Origin of the sequence: Kaistella sp. SH40-3 (assembly GCF_030686865.1) — a bacterium.
In the GTDB taxonomy this organism is placed as follows: Bacteria; Bacteroidota; Bacteroidia; order Flavobacteriales; family Weeksellaceae; genus Kaistella.
On record NZ_JAQYUS010000002.1, the window covers coordinates 105248 to 118601 of the forward strand.

Here is a 13354-nt window from a genome sequence, read left to right on the forward strand (position 1 = left end):
TTTTTATAAATAATTATTTTCTTAAAGATAATCAAACAAAAGATTAACCAAAAAATGATCGAACTCCAATATCATTAAACAAAAAAAGCGACTCTTTCAAATCGCTTTTTACATTATATGGTCATGGAAAAAATCCGGGTTTCGGGCTTGTTTCGAAGCATTCTTAAATCAAAAGTCATTGCGACATTTCTAGTAAATGCGCGACCTTTGTCTGTGATTTTTATGGTGTTATTTGAAATCTCAACCAATCCATCGGCTTGCATTTCTTTTAATGATTCTAAGGCATTTTCGATTTCTGGGAAACTGGTTTGTAAATCCCATGATGTTTCTAAACGGCACATTAAATTTAAAATATGCTGTCTGATTAACAAATCTTCTTCATTCAGAATATGTCCTTTAACAACTGGAATAATTCCATCTTCGACCAGTTTCTGATATTCCTCCACACTCTTATTGCTTTGTGCAAAAGCATACCAGGAATCTGAAATCGCCGACATTCCTAAACCAACCATTAATTGTGTTTTGCTGGAGGAATAACCCATGAAGTTACGGTGAATATCTCCCGAAACCATCGACTGATAAAGATCGTCGTGCGGCAAAGCGAAGTGATCCATTCCTACTTCGATATAACCCAATTCTTCTAATAATTTTTTTCCGTTTTCATACAATTTCCTTTTTTCTTCGCCACTTGGCAAATCATTTTCATCGAAACCTCGCTGTCCCACCCCTTTAATCCAAGGCACGTGAGCATAAGAGTAGAACGCCAAACGGTCGGGTTTCAATTCTAAAGTTTTACGAATCGTGTATTCCATTTTCTCCCAAGTATGAAAAGGTAGTCCAAAAACCAAATCGTGAGAAACGCCTTCGTAGCCAATTTCCCGCGCCATATCTGTCACATTCTTTACATTTTCAAAAGGCTGAATTCTGTTGATGGCTTTCTGAACTTGAAGATCGTAATCCTGAACACCAAAACTGGCTCTGCGAAAACCTAAATCGTATAAAGTCTGCAAATGTTCTCTGGTCGTATTGTTTGGATGTCCTTCAAATGAAAATTGCGGATTCTCGGCGATATCTGCTTTGGCAAAAATACCTTCCAGTAAAATTCTTAAATTTTCAGGCGAGAAAAAAGTCGGTGTTCCACCACCTAAATGCAATTCTTTAATTTTTGGAGTTCTGCCAAATAATTTAATATATAAATCCCACTCTTTTAAAACGGATTCCAAATAAGGAGTTTCTACAGAATGTTGTTTCGTAATTCTTTTGTGGCACGCACAGAATGTACAAAGTTGTTCACAAAATGGCAGGTGAATATAAATTGAAATCCCTTCCGAATCATTGGTTGCATTAAAAGTTTTAATGACCGACTGCTGCCAAAGTTCACTTGTAAAACTCGCATCGTCCCAAAATGGAACGGTTGGGTAAGAAGTATATCGAGGGCCGGGAATATTGTATTTATCGATTAAAGAATTCATTTATTTCTCAATTTTTTTTATTAAAATCGCTAGAATTCCAACTGGAATTTTCTGGTGCAAATTTAACTTAAATTAAATGAAACCTAAATTCTCTGCGATTGATAAATTTCATCATTGTATTTTTATTTTTCCTACAATCATTTCTCTTTTCTGCTGCAATTTGTAAACTTCATCAGCGAAATTTTTTCCCAAATCAATATAAGCTGCTGAATTATAATGCCAAGGATCATCGCCGTAACTGTAGTTTTTAGTACTTCTTACAATGGCTGCATTTTTATCGTGAGCCGCATATTTTTCTTGAGCATATTGAATTAACTCTCCGGTTTTCCAAACTCGTCCGCTCGGATCTTTTCCAGAGTCTGAAATTTTGCCAATCACTACAGGAATATCGGCATCGCGTAAACTCGCCCGGAAACCTTTAAATAAAGTAACCAAATGACCATAATAGTTTTGGGCAATTTCTTCCGTAAAACTTGCGTCACCTTCACCTTGCATCCAGATAATTCCGTTCATTACCACTTCTTCATTTTTCTGAAAATCGATTTTATTTAAAGCATTCTGAACCGTTTTTAAATAATGTTTGAATTGATTCCCACCCGTTTTCCCAAAGTAATCAGAATCCCAACATCCGAAGGGACCACGCGCTAAACTGTCGATTGACGTTCCTTCTCTGGCATATTTAATCAATGCGATTTTATCTTTCGGGTACAATTCTTTCACTCTTTTTGCAAATGATAATTCAGGACCGAAACGATCTGAGAGTTGATTGGTTTTTCCATCGGTGTTAAATTGATGACCGTGTCCCGGTTTCAAAACCTCCCACTTTCCTACCCCACCATTGGTTTCATCATCTGCAACGGCTTTACCTTGAAAAATATAAACGTCATTAAAGGATTTTAAATCTGAAGGTAAATCTTTGGTAAAACCAAAACCATTCATATTGCTTTGTCCTGCCAAAACGAAGACTCTTATTTTCTGTGAAAAACCAAATAATGGTACCATCAATAAGAGTAAAAAGTTGATCTTTTTCATTTCTAAAAATTTATTTTCATTTTAATAATTCTATTTTTCCCCGCAAACACTAAAGTGTTTTCATCAATCCAATCGCAAGAGTACAACCCTTTTTCTTCGGAAATGGTTGTCCAAGTTTTTCCGTAATCATTAGAGAATTCAATGTTTTGATCACCAACAGCAATGATGTCTTTTCCTTTGGATTTCGGTCTGAACTTTACGCAGGTTTTGTAACCACCATTTTCTCCAGAGGCTTGAATTTGCCAAGTTTTTCCTCCATCATTTGTAGTTGCAATATTGTTTATGTTTTCTGCTTGTTGGGTATAATCTCCACCAACTGCGATCCCGAAATTTTTATTGTAGAAATCTATAGAATAAATTCCTTGGGAAGAAGTCCCCTGAATAAAAGGCGTTTCAAAAACTTGCCATTTCGTGGGATTGTTCCAGGAAAATTTAAAAATCCTTGCTGTCATTCCGCCAGTTGCAATCCAGACTTTACCGCTATTTGTGGCGATATTGGTATTGCTTGCCGCGAAATGCGCTTCACCCGGAAAGTATTTTGGGAAGGAGTTTTTTTTATTAATACTTTCAGGTTTCTCTCCAAATATTTTTCCATTAAAACCTCCGTCGACAGCTGGATCACTGATTGCAATTCCTCTGTCGAATTTATCAAAAATAAAGGAGTCAAAAAATGCAGTTTTTATAGTATCGCTCGAAATAAGATTTGACTTCAATGTCTTCTTATCAATTCTGAACAAATAAGCCGGACTTAAAATATTAATCGTGTAAAAGTATTTACGGTCTTGTGCTAACGTTCGAAATTCTAATTTTTCATCAGATAATTTCATTTGCTTTTTATCTGCAGAATCCTTTAAACTGACAAAACCGAATTTTGAATCTGTTCCAGCATACCAAACTTTGTCATCATAAATCTGCAAAGCGCGAATGGAGATTTGATCTTTTAATAATGTTTGAATTTCTACTTTTTGAGCAAAAGAAAAAGTGAAGTAAAAAAGGAATAATAAGAAACCGATTTGTTTTTTCATATCATACAAATTTAACTAAAAATTAAAAATCCCTCACTATTAATATTGAATATCAGAATCTTTATATTAAAAAATCAACGTTAATAATTCATTAATAAACCTCAACATAAAACAAAAAAACCCCGCCTAAAAGACGGGGTTTAAAATAGATATACAGTTGATTATTTTTTATACTTAAAGAAATAATAGCCATATAAAATTGCGTGTACAATAATCATCGCTACAGAGAACATGATTAATCCGCTATCATCAACCTCAGCATTCTGATGGTGTAAGTAAGCCAACACTGCAAGAAGAACGGTCATGAAAATACCGGAAATCGCTGTTACCGTATAGTTTTTCGGATCCTCAGTGGTTTTGTTTGCTTTTCCTAAGAATGAGTTTTTAATTCCTCTGTACAAATAAACATCCAGACCAATCATCATCCAACATACCAAACGAATCCAGGTGTCAAATGGTAAGAAAACCATCATTCCTAAACATACCAAAACTCCTAAAACCGGAATTAATGGAACCAGCGGTGTTCTAAAAGCACGTGGTGCATCTGGCTGCGTTTTTCTTAAAACCAATACACCAACACACACCAGGATAAAGGCAAACAAAGTCCCAATACTGGTCATCTCTCCTACTACTCTTCCCGGAACAAAGGCCGCAAATAAACTCACGAATACCAAAAAGAAAAGATTGGATTTATAAGGTGTTCTAAATTTCTTGTGAACTTCGCTGAAAACTTTTGGCAACAAACCATCTTTACTCATCGAGTAGAATACACGGCTTTGACCCATTAACATTACTAAAATTACTGATGAATAACCCAATAAAATCGCTAAGATAATCGTGGTATTCAACCAAGGATATGCTGGAACCATCGTCCCATTTACAACGCTTCCCATTGCTTCAATTGCAATTGCAACTGGCGCTAAGTGATCTCCACCACCACCGGCAGTAAACGCTTTGTAGTTCACAACACCTACCATTACGTAAGCAAAAATGATATACAATACCGTACAGATAATAAGTGATCCCATAATACCGATCGGCATTGATTTTTTCGGATCCTTTGTTTCCTGTGCAGCGGTTGAAACTGCATCAAATCCTATATAAGCAAAGAAGACGACCGCGGCGGCCCTAATAATTCCGGACCATCCATATTCACCAAACTTTCCTGTATTTGCAGGAATAAGTGGGGTAAGGTTTTCTGCTTTTACATATTTCCAACCTACAACGATAAATATAATTACAATTGAAACTTTAAGAATAACAATTAAAGTATTGACAAATGCAGATTCACTTGTTCCTTTAATTAAGACCATTGACATTATACTTACAATGAAAACCGCCGGAAGATTAATTAAACCGGTATGCGTAACACCATCGACAATATAACTGTCAAACGGCGTCATCATTAAATTATGTGGCAGTGAAACTCCAAAACTTTCCAAGAATTTCCCGAGATAACCCGACCAACTCGAGGCAACGGTTGCGGCTCCCACGGCATATTCCAAGACTAAATCCCATCCGATAATCCAGGCGATAAACTCACCCATTGTTGCGTAAGAATAGGTATAAGCACTTCCTGCTACAGGAATCATTGAGGCAAATTCCGCATAACATAAGCCGGCAAAAGCACAACCAATGGCTGCGATAATAAAGGAAATCATGATTCCAGGTCCCGCATAATTTGCTGCTGCAAGTCCCGTGATCGAAAAGAGTCCGGCTCCAATAATTGCACCGATTCCCAAGGCTACCAAAGAAGCAGACGACAATGTTTTTTTCAAACCGTCTGAGGTCTCGTCAGATTCTGACAAAAGTTGACTCAGAGGTTTGGTTCTCCAAAGATTTGACATTTTTTATTTGTTTAAGATTCCCAAAAATATAAAAATTTAGCAATGATTAACTATTTTTCGGCAATTTATTTTGGAAAAAGTCTTTCCAAATCAGTAAAAAACTGACTTTCATAATGAAAACGTAAAAACTTTAATAATGAAAAAAGAAAGGGATGAAAAGAATATTTTCATAAAACACCAGCAAGTGATTGCAGATGGCTTTTAAATTAATAAGTAGGAAGAGAAATTTTATTAACTTTAAGCCATGATTTTAAAAGATATATTCCAGTCCGATTTAGTGAAAGAAATTGAAGATACTGGTAACCTGAAACATTTTGTTGCCGGAGAAACCATTGTTAATATGGATTCTTACATTAAACATATTCCGGTGGTCATTTCTGGAAGTATCAAAGTCATTCGGACTGAAGAAGACGGTCGCGAAATCCTACTCTACTATTTAACTCCAGGCGAAAGTTGCATCGTTTCTATTTTCGCGGGAATGAAAAATGAAACTTCTAAAATAAAAGCCATTGTGGAAGAAGATGCGGATATCATGTTGATTCCAGCCGACAAAGCCAAAGAATGGGTAAAAAAATATCCAGACTGGACGGAATTTATTTTTGATCTTTATCAAAAACGTTTTGAAGAGTTATTGGATGTTGTGAATTCGGTGGCTTTTCAAAAAATTGATACGAGACTTTTACACCTCATCAAACAGAAAACTCAACTGTATAATTCGAAAGAAATTTCGGTTACCCATCAGCAATTAGCCGATGAATTGGGAATTACACGGGAAGCAACAAGCCGTGTTTTAAAACAAATGGAAAAAGACCATCTTTTAATTCTTTCCCGAAATAAAATTGAACTTCTATAATTCTTTCAAAAAAAATTTACCGCAAAAGAGTCAAAAGTTTTTATTAAAAATTTAAGCAAATCAAAAGTTTGCAAAATGATAACATCATTTTGAATTTACTTTTTGCCCTCTTTTGAAAATCTATTTTTCAACATTTGTCTTTTGTCGCTTTTGCGGTGAAAAAAATTGAACTTCTGTGATGTAGATTACTGTAGTCTCAATTTCCCTAACCTAAATTTGCAGTATTAAATTAATCAAATACTCAAAATTATGTTAGATACTATTAATCAATTTTTCGGCTTCACAAAAACAGATTACGCAACGCTTGTAAAAAACGGTGCAATTATCCTTGATGTTCGCAGCAAAGGGGAATTTGCGGGTGGACATATTAAAGGTTCCATCAATATTCCGGTAGATCAACTTCAAAATAATCTTTCAAAATTAAAGGACAAAAACAAAACCATCATTACATGTTGCGCTTCTGGAATGAGAAGTGGATCCGCGAAAACGATTCTTTTAAATAATGGCTATACCGACGTTCACAATGGTGGTGGTTGGGGAAGTTTAAACGGTAAAATTTAAAATCATGGATACACACTTTTATAACGTAGATATCTCGTGGACGAAAGACAGACAAGGTGAAATGAGTTCTCCAGAATTGTCAACCAAAGTAGAAATCGCTACTCCGCCACAATTCCCGAAAGGCGTGGAAGGAATTTGGTCGCCGGAACATTTATTTACCTCTGCAGTTGCAAGTTGTTTGATGACGACTTTCTTATCCATCGCGAAAAATTCTAAATTAGAATTCACTGGATTCTCTTGTAAATCAACCGGAAAACTCGAACAGGTCGAAGGTAAATTCTTAATGACAGAAGTAATCCTGGAACCAACTGTCATTATCACTAATGAAAGCGACCGGGAAAAAGCAGAACGCATTTTGCAAAAATCAGAACAGCATTGTTTGATCTCTAATTCGATTAAATCGAAAATCACGATGACTACGACCATCGTTACTTCTTAAAAACACACCAATATATATTCAGCAATAAAACCTCGATTTTTCGGGGTTTTGTTTCATATGAACTTAACCTTGTCAAGGTTAAAACGCACACAGATTGTACGGATTTTCACAGATTCTATTTTCAGTAAAAATTTTGTCATCCAAAAATAAAGAATCATCCGTGGAAATCTGTGGAATCTGTGCTGAATAATTCAATGCTAATTTCAATGTTAATAGATTCTGTGTAACATTTGTCACTGTGTACGATTATTTACCTTCATACTTTTGTCATCAAATTAAGATTTATGAAAAAGATATTGTTTTTACTCTTTATTTCAACAAAATTTTTCGGACAAGACACCATTCAAATTTCTAAAAAAGATTTAGAAACCAGAATTGAAGGTCAAAACCTCTCCGTGAAATTGGCAAATGATGAAGTGAATTCTGCAGAAGCCGGATTATTGCAAACTCGCGCGATGTATTTGCCCAACGTAACTGCCTCCTACACGGGAACTGCGACCAATAGTCCTTTAATGGCATTTGGCACAAAACTCAACCAATCCAGAATTACCATGATGGATTTTGATCCAGCAAGTTTAAATAATCCTGATAATGTTTTCAATTTCGCCACTAAATTGGAAGTGCAGCAACCCATTTTTAATAAAGATGCAGTTTATCAGAAAAAAGCGGGAGAAGTAAAAGTGGATGTTTTGAAAATTAAAGCAGAACGGACGAAAGAATATCTTCAGTTTGAATTGAATAAAGGATATCTCCAATTGCAAATGGCTTATAAAGTGGTAAAAGTCTTGGAAGAAGCAAAAAATACAACCCTTGCCAACAAAAAAGTGATCGATAATTATTACAAAAACGGAATGATCCAGAAATCTGAAGTTTTGTATATGAATGTAAGAGTTTCTGAAATTGAAAGTCAGATTCAATACGCGAAATCGAATGTGAGAAATGCTTCGGATTATGTTTATTTTTTATTGAATGAAGATTCTGAAAATAAAGTTTTCAAACCGATGGATGAATTTTCTTATCAGGAAAATATCTTAGAGCAAAATCCAAAACTCAATGAAAACAGAAAAGATTTGCAAGCGTATGAAAAATCGTTGGAAGCCTACGATTATTTGATGAAATCTGCCGACGCAAAATTTTTACCAAAACTAAATGCCTTTGGAAGTTTTGAATTAAATGACAACAAAGTCTATAAATTCAATGGTAATGGCTATTTGGTCGGATTGCAATTATCCTGGAATGTCTTCGATGGTTATAAAGCCAAAAGTGAAAAAGAAGTTTACAAAGCAGATCTATCAAAAGCACAGACTGAAATTCAACAATATCAAAAACAGAATCAGTTAGAACTGAATAAATCGTATCGCCAGGTTTTAGATGCGGACAACAAAGTTTCTTTGACCAAATTATCCTGGGATCAAAGTGCAGAAGCCTACCGAATCCGTAAAAACAGATATGATCAAGGTTTAGAAAAATCATCTGATTTATTGTCCGCAGAAACTCAAATGTCGCAGAAAGAATTAGAATATCAACAAGCGATTTTCGAATATAATTCGGCGCTGGAATACTTTAAATTTTTAAAATGAGACAAATAGAAGATAGACGAGTAGATAATAGACCAAATTGTAAACATCTATTATTTATCAGCCTATTATCTATCAGTCTATTATCTATCAGTCTATTATCTATCAGTCTATTATCTATCATCTTTTAATCTATCATCTTAAAAAATATCAACATGAAAATATTAGTTTACTCCGTCCTACTTTTAGGATTAACCATGAGTTGCTCGGCAGACGAAAAAGATGCAACACTGAAGCAGACGCCGATCCAAGTAACCGTAAATCAATCCGGAAATAATTCCGAAGGTGCTTATGCAAGTGCCAGTGGAAAATTAGTCGCGAAAAATACCGTCAATGTAAGTACCAGAATGATGGGCTACATCACCGGAATGAAAGCCGAAGTTGGACAAAACGTAAGTGCCGGACAATTATTGGTAAGCATCAATTCCACAGATATTCAGGCAAAAGGTGGACAAGCCAATGCGCAAATTTCTCAAGCGCAGGCAAGTTATAATATTGCTAAAAAAGATTACGAGCGTTTCTCGAATTTATATAAAAATCAAAGTGCTTCTCAAAAAGAACTTGATGATATGAGAGCGCGCTACGAAATGGCTCAAGCCGGTTTGCAAGCCGCACAAGCGATGAAAAGTGAAGTAAATTCTCAGTATCGGTACACGAATATTACGGCTCCAATTTCCGGAGTAATCACGGCGAAATATGCAGAACAAGGCGATATGGCAAGTCCGGGAATGCCTTTGTTAACCATCGAGTCACCATCTTCTTTGCAAGCACAGGTTTTGGTTTCGGAGCAAAATATTACTCAAATTACGCAAGGAATGCCAGTGAAAATTACTTTAAAATCGACAAACGAAGAAGTTGGCGGAACGGTTGCCGAAATTAGTAAATCTTCCACGAATACGGGTGGACAATATATGGTGAAAGTCAATGTTTCGGGCAGTCAAAATTTATTACCGGGAATGTTTGTCAATATTCAATTTCCATTTAAAAATGCTGGGAAAGTAAATCAGGATTTTCAGGAAGGCGTGATGATTCCTAAATCTGCTTTGGTAGAAAAGGGTCAGTTGACGGGAGTTTATACAATCAGTTCAAATAATACCGCAGTTCTTCGTTGGGTGAAAATAGGAAAAGATTTTGGCGACCAATTCGAAGTTTTATCTGGACTTACCGCAAAAGAACCTTACATCGTTTCAGCGCAAGGAAAACTCTATAACGGAGCAAAAGTAAAACAATAATTTCCTCAATTATTTAAATTAAAATTATGCAACAAGGAATAGCAGGACGTATTGCCGAAGTCTTCATCAATTCAAAACTATCAATTCTTTTGATGGTCGCGTTGATGGCGATTGGGATGTACAGTTCGACATTAATACCAAGAGAAGAGGAACCACAGATTATTGTACCGATGGCCGACGTAATGGTTGGTTATCCGGGCGCAAATCCAACGGAAATAGAAAATCGTGTGGTGAAACCTTTAGAAAAAATAATCTCCAACATCAAAGGTGTAGAGCACGTCCACAGTATGGCCATGAACGGAAAAGCCATGATAATCGTTCAGTTTTACGTCGGCGAAGATACCGAACGTTCGTATGTAAAACTCTATGATGAGATGATGAAAAATAAAAACATCTTTCCAAAAGGAGTTTATGAACCTTTGATTAAAACCCGCTCCATCGACGACGTGCCGATGTTGGGATTGACGCTTTGGAGCGAAAAATACAGCGATTTTCAATTGAGACAAATGACCGAAGAACTCGCTTCTGAAGTCAAAAAAATTAAAGACGTTTCCCTAACCAACGTGATTGGTGGAAGAAGCCGACAGTTGCAAGTGGTAGTTGACAAAGATAAAATGGCGGAATCTAATGTTGATGCATTAGGGATTATGCAAATGATTCAGGCCAATAACGGAAGTTCGCAATCTGGAAGTTTCGCCAGCAACGATCAGGAATATTTGGTAACAACCGGTGAGTTTTTAAATTCTGCTGAAGATGTTGGAAATCTGGTGATTGGAACTTCTCAAAATATGCCGGTTTATTTAAAACAAGTCGCAAAAATTGAAGACGGACCTTCCTCCACAAAGAATTACGTGAACTTCGGTTACGGAAATGCGACTGAAAAAGGCAAGAATTTTTTATCGGAATATCCTGCGGTAACGCTTTCTGTTTCTAAAGTTAAAGGTGCCGATGCGATGCATATTTCTGCGGAGATTTTGGATCAGGTGGAATCTTTAAAGAAAACTTTAATTCCAGATGATGTGCATGTAGAAGTGACCCGAAATTATGGTGAAACGGCTTCTCACAAAGTATCAGAATTAATGAGCCACTTGGGAATTGCGATTGTTGCAGTGACGCTTTTGGTGATGCTCGCAATGGGATGGAGAGGCGGTCTAGTCGTTTTCTTTTCTGTGCCATTAACCTTTGCCTTGACACTTTTCGCCTATTATATGTTGGGTTATACGCTGAACAGAATTACGCTTTTTGCCCTGGTTTTCGTAGTGGGAATCGTCGTCGATGACAGTATTATTATTGCGGAGAATATGCACCGGCATTTCCACATGAAGAAATTACCATTCAAGCAAGCCGCTATTTTCGCTATTAATGAAGTTGGTAACCCGACGATTTTAGCAACATTCACGGTCATTGCAGCGATTTTACCCATGGCATTTGTATCTGGAATGATGGGGCCTTATATGTCGCCAATGCCGATTGGTGCTTCCATTGCGATGTTGCTTTCTCTTTTTATTGCTTTAACAATTACGCCTTATCTAGGTTTCCATTTATTAAAAGTAAAAGACAGCGAGGAACATAAAGAAGAGCAAGGTTTAGAAACAGGTTTCATCTATAAAATTTATAAAAAGATTGAGCAGCCTTTGCTTGATAACAAAAAGAAAAGATGGACGATGCTCGGAATTACGGGTGTTTTATTGATGATCTCCATGTTTGCTTTTGCGGCAAAATGGGTCGCAGTAAAAATGCTTCCATTTGATAATAAAAATGAAGTGCAAGTTGTCATCGATTTACCGGAAGGAACGACTTTAGAACGAACTGCGGCAGTAACGCAAGATATCGCGCAATATCTGAAAACCGTTCCAGAAGTGGTGAATTACCAATCTTATATTGGATCCGCTTCTCCGATTACTTTTAATGGTTTGGTTCGTCATTACGATATGCGTGGAAGCAGCAATACTGCGGATATTCAGGTGAATCTCTTGCATAAAGAAGATCGTGATTTACAAAGTCACGATGTGGCAAAAGTAATTCGTCCGGAGATTCACAAGATTGCAAAAAAATATGGCGCAAATGTGAAAATCGTAGAAGTTCCACCTGGACCACCCGTTTTATCAACCATTGTTGCTGAAGTTTACGGACCAGATTATGAAGAGCAAGTTCGCATCGCTGATGAAGTTCAAAAAATCTTGATCAATACAGACGATGTTGTAGATGTGGACTGGATGGTGGAATCTCCACAAACGGAATTTAAAATCGTAGCGGATAAAGAAAAAGCAATGTTGAACGGTGTTGCACCTCAACAAATTATTGGAAATCTAACTTATTTGATTGGCGAACATTCGGTCGGAAACCTATTTGATCCAAAATCGAACGACGCAATTGACATCGTCATGAAACTCAATGAGGGCGACAAAACCAGTATTTCTGATATTACTGATTTAAAAGTGAAAGGTCAGGCCGGAATGGTTCCTGTGAGTGATATTGTAAAAGTTCAACGCGAAACTTTGGAAAAATCAATTTACAGAAAAGACCAGAAACGCGTGGTTTATATTCTCGCAGATATGGCGGGAGGATTAGAAAGTCCGGCCTACGCGATTCTGGGAATGGATGAAAAATTGAAAAACATCAAACTTCCGGCGGGATATTCATTGAATGAATTGTACATGAATGCACCAAAAGACGAATCAGATTACACAGTGAAATGGGATGGTGAATGGCAAATTACTTTGGAAGTTTTCCGGGATTTAGGAGTGGCATTTTTAGTGGTGATTCTGATTATTTATATGTTGATCGTGGGTTGGTTCCAGAACTTCAAAACTCCAATTATGATGATGATCCCTATTCCACTTTCATTGGTGGGAATTGTCCTCGGACACTGGTTGTTGGGCGCTTTCTTTACCGCAACTTCATTTATTGGAATGATTGCCTTGGCTGGAATTATGGTGAGGAACTCTATACTTTTAATTGATTTTATAGAAATTAGATTGAAAGAAAGGGAACCTATTAAACGAGCCATCATCGAAGCCGGAGCAGTGAGAACAACACCGATTTTATTAACAACTGGAGCAGTTGTAATTGGAGCAGTCGTTATTTTATTCGACCCGATTTTCCAGGGATTGGCAATTTCATTGGTATTTGGAGCGATCGTTTCTACGCTTTTGACGTTGATCGTGATTCCATTGATTTATTATATGTCTGAAAAGAAAAAATGGGCGCATAACGAACCTGCGGTCATCGAATCAGAATCTGTTTCTATTGACGAAGACCTTCAGGATTAATTAACCTATTTCTCTGCTGGAAAATATTTCGGCAGAGAATTTTA

The 13354-nt window shown here is 36.6% G+C and carries 10 protein-coding genes; 6 read left to right on the forward strand and 4 right to left on the reverse strand.

Annotated features, from left to right (window positions below; genetic code table 11):
- Nucleotides 1–113: 113 nt before the first annotated feature.
- The 4 genes from hemN to PUH65_RS04295 form a co-directional block, all read right to left on the reverse strand.
- Nucleotides 114–1472 carry an oxygen-independent coproporphyrinogen III oxidase gene (hemN, locus tag PUH65_RS04280; protein ID WP_305518534.1) on the reverse strand — a complete coding sequence of 453 codons (1359 nt, stop codon included), beginning with the start codon at nt 1470–1472 and terminating at the stop codon, nt 114–116.
- Nucleotides 1473–1583: 111 nt separating this feature from the next.
- Nucleotides 1584–2504 (reverse strand): sialate O-acetylesterase, encoded by a 921-nt coding sequence (locus tag PUH65_RS04285; protein WP_305518535.1) that lies wholly within the window; start codon nt 2502–2504, stop codon nt 1584–1586.
- 2 nt (nt 2505–2506) lie between these two features.
- Nucleotides 2507–3529 carry a glycosyl hydrolase gene (locus PUH65_RS04290; RefSeq protein ID WP_305518536.1) on the reverse strand — a complete coding sequence of 341 codons (1023 nt, stop codon included), beginning with the start codon at nt 3527–3529 and terminating at the stop codon, nt 2507–2509.
- Between the two features lie 161 nt (nt 3530–3690).
- Nucleotides 3691–5376: an amino acid permease gene (locus PUH65_RS04295; protein WP_305518537.1), complete on the reverse strand. Its 1686-nt coding sequence runs from the start codon at nt 5374–5376 to the stop codon at nt 3691–3693.
- Nucleotides 5377–5620: 244 nt separating this feature from the next.
- Here PUH65_RS04295 and PUH65_RS04300 point away from each other — a divergent pair, with 244 nt between their 5' ends.
- From PUH65_RS04300 to PUH65_RS04325, 6 genes are all read left to right on the forward strand, one after another.
- The gene (locus tag PUH65_RS04300) at nt 5621–6229 is read left to right on the forward strand and encodes a Crp/Fnr family transcriptional regulator (protein WP_305518538.1); all 609 of its coding nucleotides are present in this window, start codon (nt 5621–5623) and stop codon (nt 6227–6229) included.
- 249 nt (nt 6230–6478) lie between these two features.
- Complete coding sequence (locus PUH65_RS04305; RefSeq protein WP_305518539.1) at nt 6479–6790, forward strand: rhodanese-like domain-containing protein; 312 nt, start codon at nt 6479–6481, stop codon at nt 6788–6790.
- Nucleotides 6791–6794: 4 nt separating this feature from the next.
- On the forward strand, nt 6795–7229 hold the full coding sequence (locus PUH65_RS04310) for an OsmC family protein (RefSeq protein ID WP_305518540.1): 435 nt from the start codon (nt 6795–6797) through the stop codon (nt 7227–7229).
- Between the two features lie 284 nt (nt 7230–7513).
- The gene (locus PUH65_RS04315) at nt 7514–8809 is read left to right on the forward strand and encodes a TolC family protein (protein ID WP_305518541.1); all 1296 of its coding nucleotides are present in this window, start codon (nt 7514–7516) and stop codon (nt 8807–8809) included.
- A gap of 152 nt (nt 8810–8961) precedes the next feature.
- Nucleotides 8962–10038 (forward strand): efflux RND transporter periplasmic adaptor subunit, encoded by a 1077-nt coding sequence (locus PUH65_RS04320; protein WP_305518542.1) that lies wholly within the window; start codon nt 8962–8964, stop codon nt 10036–10038.
- Between the two features lie 26 nt (nt 10039–10064).
- Nucleotides 10065–13310, forward strand: coding sequence for an efflux RND transporter permease subunit (locus PUH65_RS04325; protein ID WP_305518543.1), 3246 nt, complete (start codon nt 10065–10067; stop codon nt 13308–13310).
- The last annotated feature ends 44 nt before the right edge of the window (nt 13311–13354 follow it).

What these genes read in the sequence shown, in the direction of transcription:
- hemN (WP_305518534.1), bottom strand. Translation starts at nt 1,472, where the DNA reads ATGAATTCTTTAATCGATAAATACAATATTCCCGGCCCTCGATATACT.
- PUH65_RS04285 (WP_305518535.1), bottom strand. Translation starts at nt 2,504, where the DNA reads ATGAAAAAGATCAACTTTTTACTCTTATTGATGGTACCATTATTTGGT.
- PUH65_RS04290 (WP_305518536.1), bottom strand. Translation starts at nt 3,529, where the DNA reads ATGAAAAAACAAATCGGTTTCTTATTATTCCTTTTTTACTTCACTTTT.
- PUH65_RS04295 (WP_305518537.1), bottom strand. Translation starts at nt 5,376, where the DNA reads ATGTCAAATCTTTGGAGAACCAAACCTCTGAGTCAACTTTTGTCAGAA.
- PUH65_RS04300 (WP_305518538.1), top strand. Translation starts at nt 5,621, where the DNA reads ATGATTTTAAAAGATATATTCCAGTCCGATTTAGTGAAAGAAATTGAA.
- PUH65_RS04305 (WP_305518539.1), top strand. Translation starts at nt 6,479, where the DNA reads ATGTTAGATACTATTAATCAATTTTTCGGCTTCACAAAAACAGATTAC.
- PUH65_RS04310 (WP_305518540.1), top strand. Translation starts at nt 6,795, where the DNA reads ATGGATACACACTTTTATAACGTAGATATCTCGTGGACGAAAGACAGA.
- PUH65_RS04315 (WP_305518541.1), top strand. Translation starts at nt 7,514, where the DNA reads ATGAAAAAGATATTGTTTTTACTCTTTATTTCAACAAAATTTTTCGGA.
- PUH65_RS04320 (WP_305518542.1), top strand. Translation starts at nt 8,962, where the DNA reads ATGAAAATATTAGTTTACTCCGTCCTACTTTTAGGATTAACCATGAGT.
- PUH65_RS04325 (WP_305518543.1), top strand. Translation starts at nt 10,065, where the DNA reads ATGCAACAAGGAATAGCAGGACGTATTGCCGAAGTCTTCATCAATTCA.